This window comes from Arthrobacter nitrophenolicus (assembly GCF_045833485.1).
Taxonomy (GTDB): Bacteria; Actinomycetota; Actinomycetes; order Actinomycetales; family Micrococcaceae; genus Arthrobacter; species Arthrobacter nitrophenolicus.
On sequence record NZ_CP174504.1, the window covers coordinates 3,968,763 to 3,992,401 of the forward strand.

General features: G+C 66.4%; 23 protein-coding genes. 19 read left to right on the forward strand and 4 right to left on the reverse strand.

Annotation, left to right across the window (positions count from 1 at the left end):
* The first annotated feature begins 1 nt into the window (after nucleotide 1).
* From ACJJV6_RS18345 to ACJJV6_RS18365, 5 genes are all read left to right on the forward strand, one after another.
* Entirely contained in the window at nucleotides 2-1,492 is a 1,491-nt protein-coding gene (locus ACJJV6_RS18345; protein WP_009357475.1) for a DUF4389 domain-containing protein, read from the forward strand.
* Complete coding sequence (locus ACJJV6_RS18350) at nucleotides 1,489-1,947, forward strand: universal stress protein (protein WP_009357476.1); 459 nt, start codon at nucleotides 1,489-1,491, stop codon at nucleotides 1,945-1,947. Before ACJJV6_RS18345 ends, ACJJV6_RS18350 begins: the two co-directional genes overlap by 4 nt.
* Before the next feature lie 11 nt (nucleotides 1,948-1,958).
* Nucleotides 1,959-2,966: a polysaccharide deacetylase family protein gene (locus ACJJV6_RS18355; protein ID WP_354176022.1), complete on the forward strand. Its 1,008-nt coding sequence runs from the start codon at nucleotides 1,959-1,961 to the stop codon at nucleotides 2,964-2,966.
* A 36-nt stretch (nucleotides 2,967-3,002) separates the two neighbouring features.
* Complete coding sequence (locus ACJJV6_RS18360; protein ID WP_354176024.1) at nucleotides 3,003-5,762, forward strand: HAD-IC family P-type ATPase; 2,760 nt, start codon at nucleotides 3,003-3,005, stop codon at nucleotides 5,760-5,762.
* 75 nt (nucleotides 5,763-5,837) lie between these two features.
* Nucleotides 5,838-6,308: a pyridoxamine 5'-phosphate oxidase family protein gene (locus ACJJV6_RS18365; RefSeq protein WP_009359255.1), complete on the forward strand. Its 471-nt coding sequence runs from the start codon at nucleotides 5,838-5,840 to the stop codon at nucleotides 6,306-6,308.
* Between the two features lie 45 nt (nucleotides 6,309-6,353).
* Here the strand turns inward: ACJJV6_RS18365 and ACJJV6_RS18370 are convergent, their stop codons facing one another.
* Entirely contained in the window at nucleotides 6,354-6,968 is a 615-nt protein-coding gene (locus ACJJV6_RS18370) for a hypothetical protein (protein ID WP_235047070.1), read from the reverse strand.
* A gap of 236 nt (nucleotides 6,969-7,204) precedes the next feature.
* On the opposite strand from ACJJV6_RS18370, the gene ACJJV6_RS18375 reads away from it, so the two are divergent.
* Together ACJJV6_RS18375 and ACJJV6_RS18380 are read left to right on the forward strand one after the other, a co-directional pair.
* On the forward strand, nucleotides 7,205-7,525 hold the full coding sequence (locus ACJJV6_RS18375) for a DUF3040 domain-containing protein (protein WP_009359253.1): 321 nt from the start codon (nucleotides 7,205-7,207) through the stop codon (nucleotides 7,523-7,525).
* Nucleotides 7,522-8,049 (forward strand): hemerythrin domain-containing protein, encoded by a 528-nt coding sequence (locus ACJJV6_RS18380; protein WP_009359252.1) that lies wholly within the window; start codon nucleotides 7,522-7,524, stop codon nucleotides 8,047-8,049. Before ACJJV6_RS18375 ends, ACJJV6_RS18380 begins: the two co-directional genes overlap by 4 nt.
* Here ACJJV6_RS18380 and ACJJV6_RS18385 read toward each other — a convergent pair.
* A complete protein-coding gene (locus ACJJV6_RS18385; protein ID WP_009359251.1) occupies nucleotides 8,043-8,519 on the reverse strand; it encodes a universal stress protein in 477 nt (158 codons plus the stop codon). The genes ACJJV6_RS18380 and ACJJV6_RS18385 overlap by 7 nt on opposite strands.
* Nucleotides 8,520-8,701: 182 nt before the next feature.
* On the opposite strand from ACJJV6_RS18385, the gene ACJJV6_RS18390 reads away from it, so the two are divergent.
* Together ACJJV6_RS18390 and ACJJV6_RS18395 are read left to right on the forward strand one after the other, a co-directional pair.
* On the forward strand, nucleotides 8,702-9,967 hold the full coding sequence (locus ACJJV6_RS18390; protein WP_009359250.1) for an alpha/beta hydrolase: 1,266 nt from the start codon (nucleotides 8,702-8,704) through the stop codon (nucleotides 9,965-9,967).
* A 179-nt stretch (nucleotides 9,968-10,146) separates the two neighbouring features.
* The gene (locus tag ACJJV6_RS18395; protein WP_009359249.1) at nucleotides 10,147-10,770 is read left to right on the forward strand and encodes a response regulator transcription factor; all 624 of its coding nucleotides are present in this window, start codon (nucleotides 10,147-10,149) and stop codon (nucleotides 10,768-10,770) included.
* Nucleotides 10,771-10,795: 25 nt separating this feature from the next.
* On the opposite strand, the gene ACJJV6_RS18400 is transcribed toward ACJJV6_RS18395, so the two are convergent.
* Nucleotides 10,796-12,481 carry a GAF domain-containing protein gene (locus ACJJV6_RS18400; RefSeq protein ID WP_407709499.1) on the reverse strand — a complete coding sequence of 562 codons (1,686 nt, stop codon included), beginning with the start codon at nucleotides 12,479-12,481 and terminating at the stop codon, nucleotides 10,796-10,798.
* 253 nt (nucleotides 12,482-12,734) lie between these two features.
* Here ACJJV6_RS18400 and ACJJV6_RS18405 point away from each other — a divergent pair, with 253 nt between their 5' ends.
* The 5 genes from ACJJV6_RS18405 to ACJJV6_RS18425 all read left to right on the forward strand — a co-directional run bounded on the left by ACJJV6_RS18405 (nucleotide 12,735) and on the right by ACJJV6_RS18425 (nucleotide 18,174).
* Nucleotides 12,735-13,202, forward strand: coding sequence for a pyridoxamine 5'-phosphate oxidase family protein (locus tag ACJJV6_RS18405; protein ID WP_009359248.1), 468 nt, complete (start codon nucleotides 12,735-12,737; stop codon nucleotides 13,200-13,202).
* 46 nt (nucleotides 13,203-13,248) lie between these two features.
* A complete protein-coding gene (locus tag ACJJV6_RS18410) occupies nucleotides 13,249-14,115 on the forward strand; it encodes a universal stress protein (RefSeq protein WP_407709500.1) in 867 nt (288 codons plus the stop codon).
* A 15-nt stretch (nucleotides 14,116-14,130) separates the two neighbouring features.
* The gene (locus ACJJV6_RS18415; protein ID WP_407709501.1) at nucleotides 14,131-16,572 is read left to right on the forward strand and encodes an HAD-IC family P-type ATPase; all 2,442 of its coding nucleotides are present in this window, start codon (nucleotides 14,131-14,133) and stop codon (nucleotides 16,570-16,572) included.
* A gap of 66 nt (nucleotides 16,573-16,638) precedes the next feature.
* Complete coding sequence (locus ACJJV6_RS18420; protein WP_407709502.1) at nucleotides 16,639-17,643, forward strand: zinc-dependent alcohol dehydrogenase family protein; 1,005 nt, start codon at nucleotides 16,639-16,641, stop codon at nucleotides 17,641-17,643.
* 108 nt (nucleotides 17,644-17,751) lie between these two features.
* A complete protein-coding gene (locus ACJJV6_RS18425) occupies nucleotides 17,752-18,174 on the forward strand; it encodes an Hsp20/alpha crystallin family protein (RefSeq protein ID WP_133347328.1) in 423 nt (140 codons plus the stop codon).
* Nucleotides 18,175-18,249: 75 nt separating this feature from the next.
* On the opposite strand, the gene ACJJV6_RS18430 is transcribed toward ACJJV6_RS18425, so the two are convergent.
* Complete coding sequence (locus ACJJV6_RS18430) at nucleotides 18,250-18,567, reverse strand: hypothetical protein (protein WP_240684963.1); 318 nt, start codon at nucleotides 18,565-18,567, stop codon at nucleotides 18,250-18,252.
* A gap of 150 nt (nucleotides 18,568-18,717) precedes the next feature.
* Here ACJJV6_RS18430 and ACJJV6_RS18435 point away from each other — a divergent pair, with 150 nt between their 5' ends.
* The 5 genes from ACJJV6_RS18435 (at nucleotide 18,718) to ACJJV6_RS18455 (ending at nucleotide 23,635) form a co-directional block, all read left to right on the forward strand.
* A complete protein-coding gene (locus tag ACJJV6_RS18435) occupies nucleotides 18,718-19,443 on the forward strand; it encodes an SDR family oxidoreductase (protein ID WP_407709503.1) in 726 nt (241 codons plus the stop codon).
* A 56-nt stretch (nucleotides 19,444-19,499) separates the two neighbouring features.
* A complete protein-coding gene (locus tag ACJJV6_RS18440; RefSeq protein WP_009359241.1) occupies nucleotides 19,500-19,691 on the forward strand; it encodes a VOC family protein in 192 nt (63 codons plus the stop codon).
* 127 nt (nucleotides 19,692-19,818) lie between these two features.
* The gene (gene acsA / locus ACJJV6_RS18445) at nucleotides 19,819-21,636 is read left to right on the forward strand and encodes an acetate--CoA ligase (RefSeq protein WP_407709504.1); all 1,818 of its coding nucleotides are present in this window, start codon (nucleotides 19,819-19,821) and stop codon (nucleotides 21,634-21,636) included.
* Complete coding sequence (gene pdhA, locus ACJJV6_RS18450; protein ID WP_407709505.1) at nucleotides 21,633-22,658, forward strand: pyruvate dehydrogenase (acetyl-transferring) E1 component subunit alpha; 1,026 nt, start codon at nucleotides 21,633-21,635, stop codon at nucleotides 22,656-22,658. Before acsA ends, pdhA begins: the two co-directional genes overlap by 4 nt.
* Entirely contained in the window at nucleotides 22,655-23,635 is a 981-nt protein-coding gene (locus tag ACJJV6_RS18455; protein ID WP_407709506.1) for an alpha-ketoacid dehydrogenase subunit beta, read from the forward strand. Before pdhA ends, ACJJV6_RS18455 begins: the two co-directional genes overlap by 4 nt.
* Nucleotides 23,636-23,639 lie beyond the last annotated feature (4 nt).

Here is a 23,639-nt window from a genome sequence, read left to right on the forward strand (position 1 = left end):
CATGAAGAAGACCCCCGCAGTCATCCTGCTCATTCTCGGCATCCTTGCCTCGATCGCCGGGGCCACCGTCCTGGCTGCGGGGGTGGTTGCCTCAGTGGTGGGATCCGTCCAGGGCGACGGATACCTCACCTCCGGCACCGCCCGGCTCTCGGTGGGCTCCCACGCCCTGACCTCGCCAAGAATCGATGCCGTGGGCGAGGGCGTCCCACCCCGGCTGCCTTTCGACGTCGGCACACTCAGGTTGCGCGCATCCTCCGTTGACCCCGGCAGGGAAATCTTCCTGGGGATTGCTCCCCAGGAAGATGTTGAGCGATATCTTTCCGGCGTGCACCACTCCGAGCTCCTCGAGGTGGACAGCCGGCCCTTCCGGGCGGAGTACCGTGACGTTCCCGGCACCGGCTCGCCGGCACCTCCCCGGGAGCAACAGTTCTGGAGCGCATCCGTTGCGGGTGCCGGCGAACAGGAGCTGACTTGGGACTTGGCTGCGGGAAGCTGGGCGATAGTCATCATGAATGCCGACGGCAGCACCGGCGTCGACGCGCAGGTGCAGGCCGGCTTCCGTTCAGATCTGATCCGGCCTGCGGCCACCGGCCTGCTGGTGGGAGGCGCAGTCGCACTCGCCATCGGCATCCCCCTGCTGATCCTGGGGGCGGTGGGACTCGGGCGGCACGCCGGTCCTCCGGGCGCAGCGGTACTTCCACCACAAGCGCCTATGAATCCGGAGGCACGGGACAGCGCCCCGTATCCCGCTCGGCTCATTGGGGAGCTGGATCCCGCCTTGTCACGGGCCATGTGGCTGGTGAAGTGGTTCCTGGCCATCCCGCACTTCATCGTCCTGGTCTTCCTGTGGTTCGCGTTCCTCGTGACCACCGTCGTGGCCGGGTTCGCCATCCTGTTCACCGGCCGCTATCCGCGGGCCCTGTTCGACTTCAACGTCGGGGTCATGCGCTGGAACTGGAGGGTGGCCTTCTACGCCTACGCCGCAGCAGGCACCGACCTCTACCCGCCCTTCACCCTGGCACGCACGGCCTATCCGGCGGACTTCGAGGTGGACTACCCTGAACGCCTTTCCCGCGGCCTCGTCCTCGTCAAGTGGTGGCTCCTGTCCATTCCGCACCTGCTGATCGTTGCCGCCCTGGCCGGCACCACCTGGACCTGGCCGGCAGACACCGAAGACCTCGGAACCACGTATGAACGGGGTACCGGCCTGTCCCTGCTGGGAATCCTGGTCCTGGTGGCAGTGGTGGCGCTGCTCTTTACCGGCCGCTACCAGCGCCCGCTGTTCGACCTGATACTCGGGATCAACCGCTGGATCTACCGCGTCATGGCCTACACGGCCTTGATGCGTGATGAATACCCGCCCTTCCGGCTCGACCAGGGACCCCTTGACCAGGAACCAGGGAACGCCAGGCGGACCTTCGGCCCTACCCCTCCGGCAACGGCCGCGACAAGATACGAGGGACCACCGCCGCCACATGAGGAGCTGAAATGAGCACAGCGGAAACACCATTTGCCCGGATTCTCGTGGGCGTGGACGGGTCAGAGCCCTCCGTGGAGGCGCTCCGGCAGGCCCAGCGCCTGGCGCTGCCCCTTGGCGCCAAGGTCCTCGCCACCGCCTACTGGGACTACCCCCAGGTGTACGCCGGCTACGTCATGGTGGGCATCGAAGGCTTCGAGGAACGCGCCGGGCAGATCCTTGACGAGGCGGTGACAAAAGCCTTCGGCCCGGAGACGCCGTCGAACGTCGTGGTGGGCCTCGTCCGGGGGCACCCGCGCGAGTCACTGATCGAAGCCAGCAGGGACGCGGACATGGTGGTGGTCGGACGGCGGGGCCACGGAGGTTTCGGGGGCATGCTGCTCGGATCCGTCAGTTCGGCCCTCGTGTCCCATGCCCACTGCCCGGTCCTGGTGGTCCACACGCCTGAAACAGACCACAACAAGTCCTGAAGGGGAATGCCGTGAGCAGGCCGGATGCGACCGGCAGCGGGCCGACGGATCCGCTGCCGGGAAATGGACGACGCCGGACGGCAGCCATTGCACTCGTAGCCGCCCTGGTGCTCGTCGCCGTCGTCCTGGCCGTCCTGCTGCAGCGCCCCGCGGAGAGCCCCGAGCCCGCGGCCGGGCCGTCCCCGGGCACGAGCGCGGCCACCAGCAGCGCCGCCTCCCCCACGCCGTCCAGCCCTTCTGCCACGCCGCCGCCCCCTGCGCCAGCCGGGACCGAGACCCCGGAGGCAGGACAGACTCCGGTGCAACCGCCGGTGACCGTGCCTCCCGTACCTGCTACTACACCACCTGCCCCGGGCACCGTTCCGCCGCAGGACCCGTTCCCTGCAGGGCTGCGCAACCAGGACCTGACAGCTGTTCCCGGCGCCGGGAACACCGTGGCGCTGACGTTTGACGCCGGGGCCAACGCGGCAGGCCTGCCGAAGATCCTGTCGGCGCTGTCAGCCAAAGGAGTGGCCGGAACATTCTTCCTCACTGGGAACTGGGCCGCGAACAATCCGGACGGCGTCCGGCAGATTGTCTCCGCAGGGCACCGCGTGGGCAACCACTCCATGACCCATCCCGGTTTCACCGGACTCAGTGACGCACAGATCGTGCAGCAGGTGCGCGGGGCCGAGGAAGCAATCCTGGCCGCCGGCGCCGACCCGAGGCCGTTGTTCCGCTTTCCTTTCGGTGAACGGGATGCCCGGACCATCGAGGCGGTCAACGATCTGGGCTATGCAGCCGTCCGATGGTCGGTGGACACGCTTGGCTGGAAGGGCACCAGCGGGGGCATCAGCGCCCAGATCGTCTCCGACCGGGTCATGGCTGCCCTGCAGCCGGGCGAAATTGTCCTCATGCATATTGGCTCCAACCCCGACGACCGCAGCACCCTCGATGCCGACGCCTTGCCGCAGGTGATCGACCGCATCAGCGCGGCCGGTTACGGCTTTGCCACCCTCGACGCGTTGCTTGCGCAGTAAGTCCAAAGACCCGGCGGGACCCCGAAGAAGGGAACCATGGAAAGAGCCAGGCAGGCCAACTCTGCGGGCAGGAAGGCCGCTCCGGTTTCGGACCACCACACCCTGCCCGTGCACGAAGTGGTGCTCCTTCTTGAAACGGATATCACCAAGGGCCTCGGCCCCGGCCAGGTGTCGCGGCGGCGCTCGCAGTTTGGCGCCAACATGCTTCCCCGGTCCAAACGGGGAGGGATGTGGCGCAAGCTGCTGCGCCAGTTCAACAATCCCCTGGTCTACGTGCTGCTGGCCGCAGCCGCCGTCACGGGTGTCCTGGGCGAATACCTGGATTCCGGCGTGATCCTGGCCGTGGTGCTCGTCAATACGCTCATCGGCTTTGTCCAGGAAACCCGCGCGGAAGCGGCGCTGGATGCCCTCCATTCGCTGGTACGGACCGCCGCGGTGGTGTTGCGGGACGGGCAGAGGCAGGAGATACCGTCCGAGGACCTCGTCCCGGGGGACCTGGTACTCCTCGAAGCGGGGGACAAAGTGCCGGCGGACCTGCGCCTTGTCCGCCTCTCCGGCCTGCGGGTTGATGAGTCCGCCCTCACCGGGGAATCCGAAGCGGTGTCCAAGGACGAGGTGGTGCTGCCGGTAGGCACCCCCGTGGCCGACCGGCGGAACATGGTCTACAGCGGGACCCTGGTGACCGCAGGCACCGGCGAGGGCATCGTCGTCGCCATCGGCGGTGAAACTGAGCTCGGCGAAATCCACCGGCTCATGGGGGCGGTACAGACCGTGGCCACCCCGCTGACCAGGAAGCTTGCCCGGTTCAGTTCGACGCTCACGGTTGCCATCCTGGCCCTCGCCGCGCTGGCGTTCGCGGCGGGGGTGGTGCGCGGCCAGCAGCCGGCGGAAACCTTCACCGCCGCCGTCGCGCTCGCAGTGGGGGCCATCCCCGAAGGCTTGCCGGCCGCCGTTACGGTAACGCTTGCCATTGGTGTCCGCCGGATGGCCAGGCGGCGGGCGGTAGTGCGCCGCCTGCCCGTGGTGGAAACCCTCGGCAGCACCACGGTGATCTGCTCCGACAAGACCGGTACATTCACGGAGAACCAGATGACGGTGCGGGCTCTGTGGACCCCCTCCGCCAGCTACGACGTCTCCGGTTCCGGCTACGGTCCTGCAGGCCGGATCTCCGCAGCGGGGAAAGGCGCGCCCGAAGGGGCCGCCGTGGAGCCGGAGTCAACGCAGGACGCAGCACTCTACTGGTCCCTCCTGGCTGGAGGCGCCTGCAACGACGCCAAAATCGTCCTTGACGGGCAGCTGTGGCAGGCCCAGGGCGACCCCACCGAGGCGGCGATGCTGGTGGTGGCCGGCAAGGGCGGCATCGACGTCGCGGAATTCCTGGCGGCAAACCCCCGCCGCGGAACCCTGCCGTTCACCTCCGAACGGCAATACATGGCGACCCTCCACTCCCCCGCCCTTCCGGGCCAGGGCGGGACAGTATTGGTCAAGGGGGCCGTGGAGCGGGTGCTCGAGCTTTGCGGCACCCAGCTGGACCCCAGCGGCAGGCCGGCTCCAATCCGCCGGCAGGAAGTCCTGGAGGCGGTGCATGGCCTGACCCGTACCGGCCTGCGCGTGCTTGCCACCGCAATGATGCACCTCCCGAAGGACGCCGGTCCGCTCGCGGAAGAAGTCCTGGAGGGCCGCCTTACCCTCACCGGGCTCCAGGCAATGCTTGATCCGCCGAGGAACGCGGCGGCGGCGTCCGTGCGGGCCTGCCATGACGCAGGGGTGGGGGTGAAGATGATCACCGGCGATCATGTGGGCACGGCGCTCTCCATTGCCGACGCCGTCGGCCTGCGGACCAGCGGGGAAGGCAGCCGGGCCCTGACGGGTTCCTTGCTGGACGCCATTCCGGAACACCAGCTGCCGGACGCGGTGGAGCAGACGAACGTCTTCGCACGCGTGTCTCCTGAGCAGAAACTGCGCCTGATTGGGGCGCTCCAGTCCAGGGGCCATGTGGTGGCGATGACCGGCGACGGCGTCAATGACGCGCCCGCCTTGCGCCAGGCCGACGTCGGCGTCTCCATGGGCCGTTCGGGAACGGAGGCGGCCAAGGAAGCCGCGGACATCGTCCTCACGGACGACGACTTCGCCACGATCGAAGCCGCTGTCGAAGAAGGCCGGAACGTCTTTGACAACCTGACCAAGTTCATCGTCTGGACCTTGCCCACGAACATGGGCGAGGGCCTGGTGATCCTGGTAGCCATCCTGATCGGCGGAACGCTTCCCATCCTGCCCACGCAGATCCTCTGGATCAACATGACCACCGCCGTGGCACTGGGCCTGATGCTCGCGTTCGAGCCGAAAGAACCCGGCATCATGTCCCGGCCGCCCAGGAAGCCCGACCGGCCGCTTCTCACCTGGGTGCTGACCGTGCGCATCATCCTGGTTTCGGTCCTCCTGGTTGCCGGTACGTGGTGGATTTTCGAGCTCGAGCTCGCCGGCGGCGCGTCCCTGGCAGAAGCCAGGACGGCGGCGGTCAACCTCTTCGTTGCGGTGGAGCTGTTCTACCTGTTCAGCTGCCGTTCCCTGACAAGGCCGGCGTGGCGGGTGGGGGTTTTTGCCAATCCGTGGATCGTACTGGGCGTGGTTCTCCAGATGGCGGGCCAGCTTGCCATCACCTACTCTCCGCTGATGAACGGGCTCTTCCATACCGCCCCCATCAACCCTGAAACCTGGCTGCGGATCCTCGGCATCGCGCTGCTTGCCTCCCTGGTTGTTGCCGTGGACAAGCGCTTCCGGCGAACAGGCTTCTAGACGAAGCCGTGGCGACGCAGCCTCCGGGCCTTTGGGCCCTGTCTGCGGCCGGGAAAACGGCCTACGCTGGGCCACATGAGCGACAAGAACAACGTGCCTGAGGCAGAGATACTCGATCCCGAAGAGTGCTGGACACTCCTGGCGGAGACGACGGTGGGCAGGCTGGCCGTCATCGTGGACGGCCACCCTGATGTCTTCCCCGTCAACTTCAAAGTGGAGGATCAGACATTGATCTTCAGGACTGGCGGTGGAACCAAGCAACAGGCTATCCAGTCCGATTCCACCGTTGCCCTGGAGGCGGATGCGGTGAGCGCGCAGTTCGGCCTGGCCTGGAGCGTGGTGGTCAAGGGGAAAGCGGTTGAAACCCAGCCGACCGGGGCGGCGCTGGACGAGATCCGGCGCGGGCTGTTTCCTTGGCAGGGCGTAGGGCAGGAACACCTCGTCCGGATAGTGCCCGAGTCCGTGACCGGCCGGCGTTTTTCCTTGACAGCGCCCATGATGTGGCACACCACGCTGGACGACGTCACGCGGGCCGGATTCGAGTAAACGCCGCAGCTTCCGCCCGCCGGACAATCTTTGTCCGGGATGCCATCACGGCCGGTCCGGAAGGATCCGCATCAGGACCACCCCGCTGATCACGGCCATGGTGAACGCCATCAGGACTGCCGCCACAACACCGATCGCCGCCACAAGCCACTGTTCCTGCCCCGGCTGCCAGAGCGGGGTGGACACGGCAAAGAAAACTGCCAGGCCCGCAGCCCAGGCTGCAGCACTTCCGGCTATCCACCGCCAGGCTCCCGCCACGTGCCTGCGCAACTCAATCCACTGGGCAAACCCGATTGACCCCAGCAGGAGGACTCCTGCCACGGACGCGCCGCCGATCTGTGCGGCCGCGGGCCATTCCTGCCAGGCATCGGTGGCGGCCGGGAACAGCCCCAGTGTCCAGGCAATCGCAGCTGCCAGCGCAGTGAGGCCCACCCACCGGCGGACGGAAACGGCCGGAAGCCGGCCGCGGAGCACGTGCGCCTGGAACCAGCCCAGGACGGCACCTTCCACAACCCCGCCAAGCACCAGCAGCAGCATTCCGTCCGGCAGGAACGCGGCCGCGGTGAGCTGGGCAACTACCGGGCCAAGAAAACCCAGGCTCTCACCCAACGTCACCCATCCCACCCAGCGGACCAGGAACGCGTTCACGCGGGACTTCACGGAACCTCCTCGGAAGGCGTACGTCGCCAGCCGGAGCTCGTGCTTCCGGTTCTCCAAGGGTTGCCCCATCCGCCCGGCCCAACAAGTGCCAAAAGCCCCGGCCGGCGCCGGATACCTTACGGCCAAGTTGGGACCAATGGCTCTGCCGCCCCTTGCCCTCCGGCCGGATGATGGAAGGGAACCGGCCTGCACGCCAGGCCGTGTTCGGATGACAACGCACAAGCTTGGAGACCGCCGTGGCACTCTCGGAATTCGAGAAACGGGAACTCGACAGGATCAGCAGCCGGCTGGAGCTGGACGATCCGAAACTTGCCCTGCTGCTGGGCAGCGATGCGTTTACCGCTCCCGGCAGGAGGCACCTTCGCAGCGGAGCGGCAGCGATCCTGGCCGGGCTGCTCATCCTGGTGACCGGCCAGCTGTTGCAGGTTCCGCTCCTGGGCATCATCGGATTCGGCATCATGTGTGCCGCCGGCTACTGGACCAGCCGGAACATCCGTTGGGTCAGCAGACGTCCAGGCCACCGTAAAGATCACGAGGAACGGAACGCCGAGCAATGAATACAGCCAAGGATGCCGCCGTCGAAGCCAGGGCACTCCAGGATGTCGAAACCCACCACGCTGACATGCTGAAACAGCTCAACGGGCTGGTTGGCCTCCTGGTGGAGGCCCTCGAGGCGGGTGACTCCCCCGCCGGGGAAAGGGCACAGGCCGCGCTGCTCGACTGGTGCGACAGCGACCTGGTGCCCCACGCCCTTGCGGAGGAGGGCCTGCTGTATGAGGGGCCGCGAGCACTGCCGGAGGGAAAGCTCCTGGTGGAAGGGATGCTCGCGGAGCACCGGGTCATCGTGGAACTGGTGGACGAACTGCGGACAGCCACCGGTGTTCAGGCCGCCATTGCCGGAAGCCTCATCCAGCGGATCTTCGCCCTCCACCTGGACAAGGAGAACCGCCTCCTGCTGCCGTTCATCGCTGAATCACCAGGACTGTCGCTTGCCGGGTCGGTGGAGGGACTCCACGAGCTGACGGGAGAGTCCGCCGTCCGCCACGGACACGGGCACGCGCACGACGCCGGCCATCACTGAGGAGCATCGGCTGCGGCTTGCTTTTCCGCCCCCCGGGCAGTGGCCGTCTCCGGTGTGTGCACCACCAGGACGGGACAGTGTGCATGGCTCACGCACGCGGAGCTCACCGACCCGGGTACGAAGCCTCCGTGCCCGCGACGTCCGACAACGAGGAGCAGGGCGCTCCGGCTCCCGTCAATCAGCAGGTGGCCGGGTTTGCCACGCACCAGCCGCGGGCGGACCCGGGAGGGCCGCTCGTCACCAAAAGCATCAGTGAGCGCCTGCTGCAACACTTGTTCGGCGGCATATTTGAAACCTTCAATACTTACCGCCAAGTACACCCCGTACCCGGCCGGGACATCCCAGCAGGCCCACGCTTCCACTGTGGCTCCGAGTGGTTCCGCCAGTGTGGCCGCAACGCGCAGCGCCTCAACGGACGCCTCGGATCCATCCACCCCGGCAATGATCCTGGGCCCCTCGGTTGCAGTCATCAGCTTCCCATCCTTTATGACGCTTCTCCCCCAGACTGGCGCAGGCCAGGCTTGCCCGGGTAGGGCCGAAGGTCACCGCCCCGACCTGGCCCGCATACCCGTACAGGATGACTTTCGCCCCTACAGCCGCGCTGCTCCCGGCCGCAGGCTGAGGAGATCAACGTTCTCTTCGAGGAGTAAGCATGGATGCTCAACGGGTTGGCCCGGCATCCCGCCGGTCTGCCACCTTGACCACGGCCCTGGCGCTGGTGGCCGCCGTCGTCCTGTCTTTGCCGGTACTGCTCCTGCCGCTGACCACGGCGGTGCCGCTCCCGCTGTGGCTTGCGCTGCTCCTGGCCTGCCTGGCCGCCGTCGCCTGGATCGTCCTCCGCCGGCAGAAGGCGAAGGACAAGCTCTATGGCCTCGCAGCCACGGCGCTGCTCGCGGCAGCGGCCGTGGCCGCGTCGCAGGCCTTCGCTGCGACGCCTCCCATCCTGGACCGGGACGGACGGCCACTGCCCGGCAGCATAGCCAGCATGGAGGAAGTTGAGCTGAACGGCACGCGGCAGTGGGTCACCATCCGCGGACACGACACGGCCAACCCCGTGCTCCTCAACCTGGGGATGGGAGGCCCGGGCGGCGGCGGGTTCTTCAACGCGATGGAGTTCCGGACTCTGGAGGAGCACTTCACCGTGGTCAGCTGGGACGAGCCGGGGACGGGCAAGTCCTACGGCGCCGTGCCGTTTGAGGAGCTGGACAGGGAGCGGTTCGTGGCGGACGCCGCTGCCCTCACGGAACTGCTGCGCAACCGGTTCAACCAGGAAAGGATCTACCTCTACGGGGTCTCGTGGTCCAGCATCGTCGGCATCTGGCTGGTCCAGGAGCATCCAGAGCTCTATCACGCGTTTATCAGCAGCGGCCAGATGGTGAACACCGTCGAAAACGACCGCCTGGGTTACGAACGCGCCCTGCGGCACCTTGAGGAGCAGGGCGATACCGGAAGCGCGGAGAAGTTGCGCCGCAACGGTCCACCCCCTTATGGCGGGGACAACTTAGTGGCCCCTTACGTCGACTACCTCGACGTGCTCAACGACATCATGGGGACGCCCCGCTACTCCCTCATCGTGCCGGTCATCCCGTTCTTTGTCCCGGAGTACGGCTACATCGACAAGATCAACCACACCCGCGGACTGGTCAACTCCTTCAACGCCGTATATCCCCAACTGGAGCACCTGGACTTCGTCAAAGACGCTCCGGTCCTGGACATACCGGTGTTCTTCTTCGTCGGCCGGTATGACGTCAACGCGATGGCACCCCTGGTCGAGGAGTATTACACCATGCTGGCAGCGCCACACAAGGAGCTGGTCTGGCTCGACGGCGGACACGGCCTGGGCAGCGCCGACAACCAGGACGTCTTCATGGACGTCATGCTGACCAGGGTGCGGCCATTGTCAGGCGCCGCGGGATAGGACTGGACTTTGGTCCCTTCCAGAGGTGGCCGGTACAGGAAAGAATGGGATCAGCCCCCTTCCGGGAGGGCTGCCCCGCACAGAAGGTGCAGGCTGGGGGCCGGAACAATTGGGAGTGCAGCGTGCAAAGGGAAGAGACGGGGCCGGGAAACAGTCCGGAACCCCAAGGACCTGTCCGGGTGTTCATCCTCGATGACCACGAACTCGTCAGGCAGGGACTCAAGGATCTGCTCGAAGGGGAGGGCTTCCTTGTGGTGGGCGAAAGCGGGTCGGCGGCCGAGGCCACGCGCCGGATACCCGCCCTGCACCCGGACATCGCCATCCTGGACGGGCGCCTTCCGGACGGCACCGGCATTGAGGTATGCCGCGACGTGCGTTCCCTTGATCCCCGCCTGCGCTGCCTGATCCTGACAAGCTACGACGACGAGCAGGCACTTCGCGGCGCGGTCCTCGCCGGGGCATCGGGCTACATCCTCAAGCAGATCAGGAGCGATGACCTCCTCAGCGGAATCCGCAGGGCTGCAGCAGGTGAGTCACTCTTTGAACCGGGGGTGGAGCAGCGGGTCATGGCAGGCCTGTCCAATGCGCCGACAGACCCCCGCCTGGAGGCCCTCAGCGCGCAGGAGAAGAAAGTCCTGGCCCTGATCGGGCAGGGCCTGACGAACCGGCAAATAGGGGATGACCTGTTCCTGGCGGAAAAGACCGTGAAGAACTACGTCTCCTCAATCCTCGCGAAGCTGGGGTTTGAACGGCGGACCCAGGCCGCGGTCTATGTCACCCGGAACATTTCGGACGCGTCCTAAGCGCTAGTACTGTGGCAATCTGCGGTCAGGTGCGGGAGACACACCACGTCACCCGGGTGCCCTCGCCGGGGGCACTTTCAATGGAACAGGTGCCGCCCAGCAGCCCGGCCCGGCGCCGCATATTCGCCAGTCCGCTCGTCTTGTCCGGCTCCTCGAAACCCTGGCCGTTGTCGCTGATGACCAGCTGGACCTGGTCCGGCGTGACGGTCACCGCAACATCGATCGCGCCGGCCACGGAATGCCTCAACGCGTTGCTCAGGCCCTCGGTAAGGACAGGCAGCAGGTGCGCGGCAAGATCCTCCCGCACCGAATCCACCGGCCCGATGAGGGACACTGCGGGGTCCACAGGGTAGCTGAGCGAATTGTCCCGGATGATCCGCAGGATCCGGCCGGTGAGGGGCTCCCGCTCCTCCTCGCCCGTCCGGAGGGAGTAGATGGTGTCCCGCAATTTCCGGATGGTGTCATCCAGTTCCGAGGTGACAGCTGCAATGCGGTCGTTGGCGACGGGATCGAGGGTGTAGCGCCGCAGGCTCTGGATGCTAAGGCCGGCTGCGAAGAGGCGCTGGATCACGAGGTCGTGCAGGTCCCGGGCGATGCGTTCCCGGTCAGTGAACAGCAGGTTCTGTTCGCGGAGTGCGTTGACCCGCGCCAGGTCAAGTGCCAGGCCGATTCTGCTCCCGAAGAGCGCGCTGGAGTCGATGTCCGATTGGGCGTAGACCGTTGATCCCCTGGGACGGGCAAGCAGCAGGGCGCCGTTGGCACTGCCTGGATGGCCGAGGGCACAGACCAGGACCGGTCCCAGTTTTTCCGTGACCTCTTCGTCGAAGACCTCGTGCGGGTCCCGGGCCACCAGGGACTCACCCGTTTCGAGGACTTTGGCAACCACTTCGGACGCCTTGAGCTCCTGGCCCGCCTGGAGGCTCTGGGCCCCAAGCGACGCCCTGCACCTCAGGACCCCCTCACCGGCCGGGCCCGCCACCACCACCGCAAGGGAGGAATCGGAAACTTCCAAAGCGGTTTCCAGGACGAGGTCCAAGGCAGCTTCATCGGCCGCATGGGAGGCCATGATGAGGCGGGTGCTGAGCTCCATCCCTGCCTCCAGCCACTTCTGGCGGCGCTTGCTGTCTTCGAAGAGGCGTGCGTTCTGGATCGCCACCCCGGCGGCTGCGGCCAACGCGACCGCAAGGTCTTCATCCTCGGGCGTGAAATCCTGGCCGCCGTTCTTCTCCGTAAGGTAGAGGTTGCCAAAGACCTCGTCCCTGACCCGCACCGGGACCCCCAGGAAAGTCTTCATGGGAGGGTGGTTCGAGGGAAAGCCTGATGCTATCGGATGCTGGCCGAGGTCATGCAGCCGCAGCGGCGTTGGCTCGCGGATCAGCAGCCCCAGGACGCCGTGGCCCGTGGGCAGGTCCCCGATGGACCTGATGCCCTCCTCATCGATCCCCACCGTGATGAAGTGGCTCAGCTTGCGGTCTTCCCCGATGACTCCCAGGGCGCCGTACCTTGCCCCAACCAGAACGCAGGCGGACTGCACCACGCGGTCCAGCACAGCTTCCAGGCTGAGGTCCTCCGCAAGCGCCACCACCGCCCCGAGCAGGCCGTTGATCCGTTCCTGGGTATCCAGCAGCTCGTCAGCGCGGGCAACGAACTCGCGGAGAAGGTCCTCCGCTCTTTCCTTGATCGGGGACTGCCAGGGCCGGTCATTGCTCATGTCCCTTACCTCCTGCGGCGAACGGCTGCCTCGTCGCAGCCCTTGCCCATCGAAAAGACCGGTAGAGCGCGCAGCGCCGCCGGGAAGAACAGTCCCTCCTGTGTCAAGAAGGGATATATGGGACCAGTGTAGAAGATCAGGTGGCGGCCCGATACAGCCCGCCGGGCCGCCGCCGGAAGGTGCTGACAGGCCGGTTGATTCGGCAGGACCTTCTTCCCTATCCCGGACCGGTTCCGCGACCTAGGCTACGGCCATGGATACAGCTGCAGCCAAACCTGAAATCGAGAACCTGGGAGTCCACGACTGCTGGAGGTACCTCCGCTCCACTTCCCTCTGCCGGGTCGCATTCACCAGCGGCCAAACGGTGGAAATCTTCCCGGCCAACTACGTCCCCACCAACGGAACCCTCCTGATCCGTACCGGCGAAGGATCCAAACTCGGTTCGCTTCCCGGCCGGACAGTGGTGGCCGTGGAAACTGACGGCATGAACCAGTACGGCACCATCGCCTGGAGCGTTGTGGTGAAGGGACAGGCTGCCATTGTCACGGACACCGAAGAAGTCCTGGACGCCATGGACGCCGGCCTGTCCCCATGGCAGCCGGGTCAGAAGAACATCCTCATCCGCATAACTCCCGCGGACATCAGCGGCCGGCGGTTTGTGATCGCACCACCCACGCACTGGTGGCCGCCCCTCGACGCAGCAACTGGCGAAACTGCCTGATTCCCCCATCCGCCGCCACAATCAACGCCAGAAAGTGTGATCCATCATGGAAACAGGCAAGCCGATCGCCGTCGGCATCACCGAATCTTCGGCCTCCAACGCTGCCGTGGCCTGGGCGGCTGCCCGGGCAAAGAAGCACAAAGTTCCCCTGGTTGTACTGCATGTCCTGGATGACCGGTGGATAGTAGGGGAAGCCCTCCCCTACGTTGACGTCCTGCGACAGTCGGGCCTTGACATGCTCAAGGAAGTCGGGGAACGCGTGCACGAAATGCAGCCGGGGCTGCAGGTTTCGCTCGAACTGCTTGAGGGGGCGATTGGAGCTTCACTGGGCGATTATTCGAAGAACGCGGCCATGCTGGTCCTGGGATCCAGCGGCCACGCACGCGGCGCACTGACGGACAGGGCACTGCAGGCCGCTGCCGTGGCGGAGTCGCCGGTCGCGGTGATCGGGCCGGGGCAGGAAGGCGGGCGCGGCGTCGTGGTCGGCGTCGACGGATCCCAGGAGTCCACCCAGGCGGTGGCATTCGCCGCGGCCGAGGCGGATGCGTTGGGCGAGGAACTGACAGTCCTCTACGCATTTACCGGCCCCAACCGCTGGATCAAGGCTGGGCTTCCGTCCAGCAGGTTTGCCGCCCATGTGCTGGAGGAGGAACAGGTTGTCCTGTCCGAAACTGTGGCAGGGCTCAGGCAGGAGTACCCGGACATCGTGGTGCACGGGGTTTTGGAGACCGTCCTGGAACCGGCGGATGCGCTGATCCAGGCCGGCTCGAACGCCAGGCTCCTGGTGCTGGGCAGCCGGGGCAGGGGCAGCGTTGGACGGCTCCTTCTGGGATCCACCGCCCATGCCGTGCTGACCCGGCCGCCCTGCGCCACCATCATCACGCACCTGCGGAAATCCGAACACAAGCAGTAGATCCAGTAGGAGGCCATGTCCGACGCTGGAGGCAAGCGCCCGCTGGCTGCCGGCCCTGCCCGGGGTTCCCACCCCGGACCCGGGGGGCTTTCCTCTGCCGAGGTCCTGGAGCGGACCAGGGCGGGCCGTGTCAACAGCGTGCCGTTTGCCGCCAGCCGCACAGTCTGGCAGATTATCCGGGCCAATGTCCTGACGCTGTTCAACGGCATCGTGGCGTGCAGTTTCCTGCTCCTGTTCGTCCTGGATCAATGGCGCGATGCGTTGTTTGGCTTGTCGGCAGTGGGCAATTCCGTCATCGGTATCTTGCAGGAGTACCGTGCGAAGCGCTCGCTGGACCAGCTGGCTGTCCTGCATGCCGCGAGGAGCCGGGTCCTGCGGGACGGGGTCAGGCAGGAGATTCCGGCGGCAGGCCTGGTTCCCGACGATCTTGTTGTGCTGGGCGCCGGGGACCAGGTCACCGCAGACCTGCAGCTCGTTGACGATGACTACCTTGAGGTGGACGAGTCCTTCCTGACCGGAGAATCCGAGCCCGTGGGGAAACATCCCGGCGACAGGCTGCTGGCCGGGACCCTGATACTGGCCGGCGGTGGCGTGGCCCGTGTCGTCAAAGTGGGAGAGGAAACGTTCGCCTACCGGCTTACTTCCGAAGCAAGGCGCTTCTCCCTGGTGACGTCGGAGATCCGGAGGGGGCTCGAGCGGGTCTTCACCGTCGTCTCGTGGCTGTTGCTCCCCACGGCGCTGCTCGTCATCAATGCGCAGGTGCAGACCCACGGGGGCTGGGCGGGGATGCAGGACCCGGGACGGTGGACCGTGACGGCCGTGGCGGCTGTTGCCGGCGTCCTGGCCATGATCCCCCTGGGCCTGCTGCTGCTCACCAGCGTGGCCTTTGCCGTTGGCGGGCTGCGGCTTGCGCGCCAGAAGGTGCTGGTCCAGGAACTCGCCGCGGTGGAGGTGCTGGCAAGGGTGGACGTCCTGTGCGTTGATAAAACCGGGACGCTGTCGTCCGGTTCCGTTGCCTTCGACGCCGTCCATGACGCGGGTGCCGGACCGGCGGAGGGATGGAGGGCGGCCCTGGAATGGTTCGGCGCCAACGCCGGCACCAGCAGCACGGCCGCCGCCATCGGTGAAGCCTTTCCGGCGTCGAATGCCCTGCCGGAGGTGTCCGCTGTCCCTTTTACTGCCGCACAAAAGTGGAGTTCGGTGACCTTCGGACCGGCGTCCGGCGCCGCCGGGACGTGGATCCTGGGGGCACCCGATGCACTCCTGGGTGGTCCATCAGCCGGTTGCAGGGAAGCGCACCGCCGGGCAGCCGCGCTGGCATCTTCCGGTTTGCGGACCCTGGCACTTGTCCATAATCCCTGGTGCCTTCCAGCTGCCGGCACCGGGACGGCCGGGGTGCCCGGCCACACGACGCCGGCACTGCTGCTGACCTTTCATGAAAACCTGCGGGAGGACGCACCCAGGACACTGGACTTCTTCCGGCAGCAGGGGGTCACCGTGAAGATCATCTCCGGTGACGATCCCCGGACCGTGGGCGTCCTCGCGGGCAAGGTGGGATTCGGAACGGGCGCGGCCTACGACGCACGGAAACTGCCCGCGGATCCGGACCTGCTCGAGCAGGTTGTGGAGGCCCACCACGTCTTCGGCAGCGTCACCCCGGCCCAGAAGCAGGACATGATCCGGGCCCTGAAGCGACGGGCACATACGGTGGCCATGACGGGCGACGGGGTCAACGACGTCCTGGCACTGAAGGAAGCCGACCTGGGTATCGCCATGGACTCGGCCTCCCCCGCCACCAAGGCGGTGGCCAGGCTGGTGCTGCTCGATGGCCGTTTCGACAGGCTGCCCGCCATTGTTGCCGAGGGCCGCAGGGCCATCAGCAACATCGAACGGGTGTCCATGGTCTTCCTGAGCAAGACCATATATTCAACACTCATTGCGCTGACGACCGGGATCATGCTGTTGCCGTTCCCGTTCCTGCCACGCCAGCTCTCCGCCATCGACGGGCTGACCATAGGCCTGCCCGCGTTCTTCCTCGCCCTGCAGCCGTCCGGCCAGCGTTATGAGCCTGGATTCCTCAAGCGTTCCCTGGCCTTTGCTGTCCCCGCCGGAGTCGGCGTCGCCGCCAGTGTGATGGGCGTCAGTATCTACGCTTCCGCAACCGGCGGACACAGTACGGCGGCCGTCCAAACCGCCTCCACTCTCACCCTCAGCCTCATTGCAGCCTGGATCCTGGTCTCCGTTTCCCGCCCGCTCAACCGGCCGAAGTTCCTCATTCTGGCCGGCATGTACGGCGGCCTTGCCCTGTTGTTCACCGTGCCGCTTGCGGTGGAGTTCTTCAGGCTTGACTGGCCCGCCCCGGACCTCCTGGCGGCAGCCGCGGGAAGCCTTGCCGTCGAAGGGGTGAAACACCACCAGCGGGGGCGCATACCGTCCGTGCGGACGCATCGGGAGTGACCTTCGGCTCTGGTTGCGCGCCGCCGGTGGTGCGAGGGTGGAGTGGGCATCCGGAAGGAGGAGAACATGCGCGCATGGTGGGTGGACCGGCCAGGTCCGGTGACCAACCATCCCCTGGTGCTGGGCGATCGGAGCAGCCCGGCTCCCGGAGCTGATGAAATCCTGGTCCAGGTCAACGTCTGCGGTATCTGCCGGACCGACCTGCACCTCGCCGAAGGAGACCTCGCACCCCGCCACCCCCACGTTGTGCCCGGGCACGAGGCCGTGGGCTTCGTCGTCGAGGCGGCGGCCAATTCGGCATACCGGACCGGCGACAGGGTGGGGGTTGCGTGGCTTGGCGGGGTCTGCGGCGAATGCGCCTACTGCCTCCGCGGCGACGAGAACCTGTGCTCCACCCCCGTCTTTACTGGCTGGGACAAGGATGGCGGCTACGCCGAGCAGCTTGCAGTATCCCAAAGTTTTGCCTACCCGATTCCGCCCGTCTTTACCGATGAACAGGCGGCCCCGCTGCTCTGTTCAGGCATTATCGGCTATCGCGCGCTGAAGCGGGCCAGCGTTCCGCCTGGGGGCCGGCTGGGCATTTACGGCTTTGGCAGTTCGGCCCACCTGACCGCACAGCTGGCAATGTTCCAGGGCACGCGCGTATACGTCATGACCCGCTCACAGGAGGCCCGTTCGCTTGCCCGGGACCTTGGGGCGGTCTTCGTGGGCGATGCCTATGATGTCCCGCCAGAGCCTCTTGACGCCGCGATCCTGTTTGCCCCTGTGGGTGACCTGGTGCCGGTGGCACTCCGCGCCCTGGACCGTGGAGGAACCCTCGCTATCGCGGGCATCCACCTCAGCGCCATACCCGCTCTGGATTACGCGTCCGAACTCTTTTATGAACGGCAAATCCGCAGCGTGACCGCCAATACCCGCGCAGACGGCCGGGAATTCCTCGCGCTGGCGGCCCGGATCCCGCTGGCACCCACCGTGACGGTCTACCCGTTCGACGCAGCGGACAGGGCGCTGGCGGATCTTGCCGCGGACAGGGTGACAGGCTCCGCGGTCCTGAAAATCGGCCCGTCCTGACGCCGTTGCCGGAGTCAGGACTTTTGGCTCTGGAACCCGGCGCGCACCCGGCGGATGGTGGAGGTGCCGGCCATTCCACGGTCCGGCTCAACCCAACAGGAGGCAGACATGACTGACCTGATGAAGTGGTTCGATACCCGCCGCTCCCCCCTCGACATGTTCGAGCGGCTCTTTGACAGCGAGATGGGTGCCTCGGCGATTCGCGTGGAGGAGATAGTGGAGGGCAACACAGTGGTGGTCAGGGCTGAGTTGCCAGGCATCGACCCGGACAAGGACGTCGACGTGACGGTGTCCCAGGGTGCCCTGGTGATCAAGGCCAAGCGGGAGGAAAAGAAGGAACAGAAGGAAAAGGACACGTATCGTTCGGAGTTCCGTTACGGGTCCTTTGTCCGGCGGATCCCGCTGCCCGACGGTGTCCAGGAAAGTGACGTGACTGCGTCCTACAAGGACGGCGTTCTCGAGGTCCGCGCCCCCATGCCCGACCAGGCCAAACAGTCCACCTCGTCGAAGATCCCCATCAGCCGGGCCTAGCTGAAGGGCCTTTATGGCCTGGCCGGGTCCAGGCCATAAGCCCTTGCAGGACCTGTCGCCCCGGAAAACAACCATCTAATACGGCGGTGGCGGAGGAGGGGCTTTCCGGCGCACCACGAACCTGAGCACTACGGCAACAACAATTCCGAACAAGGTCACGAGCTGGACCTCGTCGAAGGACAGGCCGTCAATGTTGGGCTGCAGTTCCACTTCCGTGGCCCACCCAAACCACACTTCGCTGACCAGCACGCCGCCAAGGAAGTAGCCGGCTGCGCCGAGCAGCCACGTCCAGCGCCACGCCCTCTTCCCGACGATGAGATGGGCCACACCGCCGAATGCCAAAGACATGGCCGCAAGGAGCGCAATCCCCGTCAACCCCAGATCCCAACGCAAGGCGTCTCCTTCCCTGGCGGCAGCTTGGTTCCCCCATCCACGCTAAGCAGCTTTCTAGCTTTCCGCGAGAGGACAAGGTCCTGTCCACACCGGGCTCGCCAAGCGGCCCACACCAGGTCTGAAGCTGCAATCACAAGGAGGAACCACTCAATGGAACGAGTCATCGACAAAGTAGCCCTCGTCACCGGGGGCGCCCGCGGTATTGGGGCCGCCGTGGCCGCCAGGCTGCACGGCGAAGGAGCCCGGGTGGTCATAGCCGACGTCCTGGACGGTGAAGGAAAGGAAACCGCTGAACGCCTGGGCTCCGGCGCCCTCTACGTCCATCTGGACGTGACAAGCCCGCAGGAGTGGGAGGCCGCGGTGAAAGCCGCCGTCGAGGCTTTGAACAATGCAGGGATCGTAAATTTCGCGTCCATCGAGGACTACACCCTGGATCAATGGAACGCGGTCATCGCCGTCAACCTCACCGGAACCTTCAATGGGATCAAGGCATCGATACCGGCCCTTAAGCAATCAAAGGGAGGATCAATCATCAACATCTCCTCGATTGCCGGCCTGCGGGGGTATGAGCAGATTCCTGGTTACACCGCGTCGAAGTTCGGAGTGCGGGGATTGACAAAGAGTGTCGCCCTCGATCTTGGTCGCTACGGGATCAGGGCCAATTCCGTTCATCCCGGGGTCATTTCCACACCAATGACGGCCGGGGTGGAGACGGATATGAGCCGCGTTGCGATCGGCAGGATGGGGCATCCGGGTGAAGTCGCCAGCCTGGTTCTCTACCTCGCGTCCAACGAGTCTTCGTTTGTCACCGGAGCCGAGTTCGTCGTCGACGGTGGCGACACTGCGGGTACGGTCACCCCTCCCGAGGCAGGCTAAGCCGCGGAAGACCATTCGGCCCTGGTCCGAGAGTACTAATCTTCCGGCGCGGGGACGTGCTCAAGTTTCCGCTGATCACCATCGCGGTGGACAACATTGACGCGGCGCTGGAGCACATAGTGCAGTCGGGCGGCAAGACGGTGCGCGGCAAGCTTGAGGTGCCTGGTCTTGGCTGGAACGCCTATTTCCAGGACACGGAGGGGAATATCATCGGCCTCTGGCAGGACTCGTCGCCCGCGGTATCGTGATCCCGGTGGCCACAAACGGCGCCCCTCGCCGGGCCACTATTATCCGGCCTGTCCCCCGGGACGGGCAGGGAAGCGCAGGGACCTATGACCCTATCCTCCGCGCCCACACAAGGAGTCTGATGGGACGATGAGGACTGGAACCGCAGGTCCCACCCGCTGGCCCACGATCACCAAGGACACCGGATCCTTCGCAGTGCGGCCAAACCTCGCCGACTACGAGGCAACCCGACGAACCTTTTCATGGGACCAGGCCCGGAATGAGCTGTCCGGGCTGCCCGGGGGCCGGGGGCTGAACATGGCGTATGAAGCCGTTGACCGCCATGTGGTCCGTGGACAGGGCGGACGGGAAGCGCTCCGCTTCATCCGGGCCGACGGCGGCGTGCAGTCGCTGACCTACCTGGAACTCGCCGGCCAGTCAGGTAAATTTGCCACCGTCCTCCGGGAGCTTGGCATCCGGCGCGGCGAGCGCGTCTTCTCCCTGCTGGGCAGGTGCCCCGACCTCTATGCGGCAGTGCTGGGGACCTTCAAGAACGGCAGCGTCTTCTGCCCGCTGTTCTCCGCCTTCGGCCCCGAGCCGGTGCGGCAGCGGCTCCACCTTGGAGCAGCACGCGTCCTGGTGACCACCAGGGCGCTTTACCGCAAAAAGGTGGCACCACTCAGGGACAGCCTCCCCGACCTCCACGTGGTCCTCCTGGTTGACGCGGACGGGACGCCGGAACCGGAAACCCTGGACCTTGCAGAACTCATGGCGGCTGCCGTCCCTCTGCGGGACATCGAAGTGACCCGGCCGGACGACATGGCCCTCCTGCATTTCACGAGCGGCACGACCGGCACGCCCAAAGGCGCCGTCCACGTCCATGACGCCGTCACTGCCCACTACGCCACCGGCCGCTTTGCCCTTGACCTCCATCCGGATGACATCTACTGGTGCACTGCGGATCCGGGCTGGGTGACCGGCATGTCCTACGGCATCATCGCCCCGCTGGTGCACGGTGTCACCGTCGTCGTGGATGAGGAAGAACTGGACGCGGAACGCTGGTACCGGATCCTTGCCGAACAACGGGTGACCGTCTGGTACACGGCCCCCACCGCCCTGCGCATGCTGATGAAGGCGGGTCCGGACAAGGCGGCCGGGCATGACCTTTCTGCACTTCGGTTCGTGGCAAGCGTGGGCGAGCCGCTGAATCCGGAGGTTGTCATGTGGGGCCAGGACGTCCTGGGCCTGCCGGTCCACGACAACTGGTGGCAAACCGAGACAGGCGGAATCATGATCGCCAACTACCCGGCGATGCCGATCCGCCCCGGCTCCATGGGCCGGCCCCTGCCCGGAATCGAGGCAGGACTCGTGGCGCGGGACGCCGACGGAAAACCGCTGCTCCGTGACGGTGAGGCCTTGCTGGTCAACGACCCGGACTCCATCGGTGAACTGGCGCTGCGCCCCGGCTGGCCGTCGATGTTCAGGGGGTACCTGAATGAGGAAGAACGCTACCGTCGCTGTTTCGCCGGGGGCTGGTACCTGACCGGAGACCTCGCCCGGCGTGACGCCGACGGCTACTACTGGTTCGTGGGCCGCGGGGACGACGTCATCAAGTCTTCAGGCCACCTGATCGGGCCCTTCGAGGTGGAAAGCTGCCTGATGGAGCACCCCGCCGTGGCGGAGGCAGGGGTCATTGGCGTTCCTGACCCGGTGGCCGGCCAACTGGTCAAGGCATTCGTGGAGCTCCGGCAGGGGTATGGACAGTCAGAGGAACTTCGCCTGGACATTATTGGGTTTGCCCGCAAGAGGCTGGGCGCCGCCGTCGCTCCCCGGCTGCTCGATTTCACCCCGTCCCTGCCCAGGACACGCAGCGGAAAAATCCTCCGCCGGCTCCTCAAATCCCGCGAGCTCGGGCTGCCCGAGGGCGATCTCTCCACCCTGGAGCAGGCCCCGGAGCAACGGCCATGACCGCAGTGCGCGGCAGCCAGGGCCCCGCCGACGCCGACCACGCCCGCCACCTCCTGCGCCAGATGCTGCGTATCCGCCGGCTCGAGGAAAAGTGCGTGGAACTGTACAGTGCCGCGAGGATCCGCGGATTCCTGCATGTGTACATCGGAGAGGAGGCCGTGGCCGCCGGCGTCCTTGAACCGCTGGGAGCGGAGGACTGCGTGGTGGCCACCTACCGGGAACACGGCCACGCGCTCCTGCGGGGGGTCTCCGCCGGGGCCATCCTTGCCGAGATGTACGGCCGGCTTGAAGGATGCTGCCGCGGCCGGGGCGGCTCGATGCACCTCTTTGATGCCGCTACCCGGTTCTACGGCGGAAATGCGATCGTCGCCGGCGGGCTGCCCCTCGCCGTCGGACTGGCGCTGGCTGACAAAATGAGTGGCCGGCACCGGGTGACAGCCTGCTTCTTCGGCGAAGGTGCGGTGGCCGAGGGCGAATTCCACGAAAGCCTGAACCTGGCAGCCCTGTGGCAGCTGCCCGTCCTGTTCTGCTGCGAGAACAACCTCTATGCCATGGGCACAGCGTTGGCCCGCTCGGAGTCGCAAACGGACATCGCGCTCAAAGCCGCCGGCTACGAGATTCCCGCCTGGGCCGTGGACGGGATGGACGTCCTCGCCGTCGAGGAGACTGCCCGGCGCGCCGTTGACGCCGTCCGGTCCGGCGGCGGGCCGCATTTCCTCGAGCTCCGCACCTACCGGTTCCGCGCCCATTCAATGTTCGATCCGGAACTCTACCGGGAGAAAGCCGAGGTGGCCCGCTGGATGGAACGCGATCCCATCCGTTTGCTCCGGGATTCCATGGACGCTGCGGGCCAACTGCCGGCGGAAACCTGGGAAACGCTGCAGGCGGACGTTGACGCGGAAATGGCAGCCGGCGTCGAGTTCGCCGAGGCAGGAACCCTGGAACCGGTGGAGGAGCTAACCCGGTTCGTGTACAGCGACAGGACGCCCGGCGCGGACCAGGCAGGCAGGGCAGCAGGATGAAGACCACGTACCGGGAAGCCCTGCGCGCGGCACTCCGCGACGCCCTGGAACGCGACGGGCGGGTCTTCCTGATGGGCGAGGATGTGGGCCGCTACGGCGGGGGCTTCGCCGTCAGCCTTGGCCTGCTGGAGGAATTCGGGCCGGAACGCATCCGCGATACACCGCTGTCCGAGTCGGGTTTCGTGGGCGCCGGCATCGGGGCCGCGCTGGGCGGGATGCGGCCCGTCGTCGAAATCATGACGGTCAATTTCAGCCTCCTGGCGCTGGACCAGATCGTCAACAACGCAGCGACGCTCCTGCACATGTCCGGCGGACAGTTCAACGTGCCGCTCGTCATCCGGATGACCACCGGAGCCGGACGCCAGCTGGGCGCGCAGCACTCGCACAGCCTGGAAGGCTGGTACGCGCATATCCCCGGCCTGCGGATCCTGGCCCCCGCCACGCTGGCCGACGCCCGCGGCATGCTCTGGACCGCGCTGGAAGACCCGGACCCGGTCCTGATTTTTGAGCACGGATCCCTGTACAACGTGGCCGGGGAGCTGGCGGACGATGCCGGCCCGGTGGACATCGGCACGGCCGCCATCCGGCGCCCGGGCACCGGCGTCACGCTCATCACGTACGGCGGCACCCTTCCTGCCGTGCTTGAAGCCGCTGACCAGCTGGCAGGGGAAGGCATCGACGCGGAGGTCATCGACCTGCGGACCCTGCGGCCGCTCGACGACGCAACCATCCTTGGCAGCGTCGGCAGGACGCACCGGGCAGTGGTGGTGGACGAGGGCTGGCGCAGCGGCAGCATCTCGGCTGAGATAGCAGCCCGGATCAGCGAACACGCGTTTTTCGACCTGGACGCCCCGGTACAGCGGGTCTGCAGCGAGGAGGTGCCCGTGCCGTATGCCAAGCACATGGAGCTCGCCGCGCTGCCGTCGGTGGAACGGGTGGTGGCTGCAGCAAGGGAAGCTGCGGGTACCCGTGGCTGAGTTC

Excerpts from the sequence above, each read along its gene's own strand:
- ACJJV6_RS18345 (WP_009357475.1), top strand. The coding sequence starts at position 2 with ATGAAGAAGACCCCCGCAGTCATCCTGCTCATTCTCGGCATCCTTGCC.
- ACJJV6_RS18350 (WP_009357476.1), top strand. The coding sequence starts at position 1,489 with ATGAGCACAGCGGAAACACCATTTGCCCGGATTCTCGTGGGCGTGGAC.
- ACJJV6_RS18360 (WP_354176024.1), top strand. The coding sequence starts at position 3,003 with ATGGAAAGAGCCAGGCAGGCCAACTCTGCGGGCAGGAAGGCCGCTCCG.
- ACJJV6_RS18365 (WP_009359255.1), top strand. The coding sequence starts at position 5,838 with ATGAGCGACAAGAACAACGTGCCTGAGGCAGAGATACTCGATCCCGAA.
- ACJJV6_RS18380 (WP_009359252.1), top strand. The coding sequence starts at position 7,522 with ATGAATACAGCCAAGGATGCCGCCGTCGAAGCCAGGGCACTCCAGGAT.
- ACJJV6_RS18385 (WP_009359251.1), bottom strand. The coding sequence starts at position 8,519 with ATGACTGCAACCGAGGGGCCCAGGATCATTGCCGGGGTGGATGGATCC.
- ACJJV6_RS18390 (WP_009359250.1), top strand. The coding sequence starts at position 8,702 with ATGGATGCTCAACGGGTTGGCCCGGCATCCCGCCGGTCTGCCACCTTG.
- ACJJV6_RS18400 (WP_407709499.1), bottom strand. The coding sequence starts at position 12,481 with ATGAGCAATGACCGGCCCTGGCAGTCCCCGATCAAGGAAAGAGCGGAG.
- ACJJV6_RS18405 (WP_009359248.1), top strand. The coding sequence starts at position 12,735 with ATGGATACAGCTGCAGCCAAACCTGAAATCGAGAACCTGGGAGTCCAC.
- ACJJV6_RS18410 (WP_407709500.1), top strand. The coding sequence starts at position 13,249 with ATGGAAACAGGCAAGCCGATCGCCGTCGGCATCACCGAATCTTCGGCC.
- ACJJV6_RS18415 (WP_407709501.1), top strand. The coding sequence starts at position 14,131 with ATGTCCGACGCTGGAGGCAAGCGCCCGCTGGCTGCCGGCCCTGCCCGG.
- ACJJV6_RS18420 (WP_407709502.1), top strand. The coding sequence starts at position 16,639 with ATGCGCGCATGGTGGGTGGACCGGCCAGGTCCGGTGACCAACCATCCC.
- ACJJV6_RS18425 (WP_133347328.1), top strand. The coding sequence starts at position 17,752 with ATGACTGACCTGATGAAGTGGTTCGATACCCGCCGCTCCCCCCTCGAC.
- ACJJV6_RS18435 (WP_407709503.1), top strand. The coding sequence starts at position 18,718 with ATGGAACGAGTCATCGACAAAGTAGCCCTCGTCACCGGGGGCGCCCGC.
- acsA (WP_407709504.1), top strand. The coding sequence starts at position 19,819 with ATGAGGACTGGAACCGCAGGTCCCACCCGCTGGCCCACGATCACCAAG.
- pdhA (WP_407709505.1), top strand. The coding sequence starts at position 21,633 with ATGACCGCAGTGCGCGGCAGCCAGGGCCCCGCCGACGCCGACCACGCC.
- ACJJV6_RS18455 (WP_407709506.1), top strand. The coding sequence starts at position 22,655 with ATGAAGACCACGTACCGGGAAGCCCTGCGCGCGGCACTCCGCGACGCC.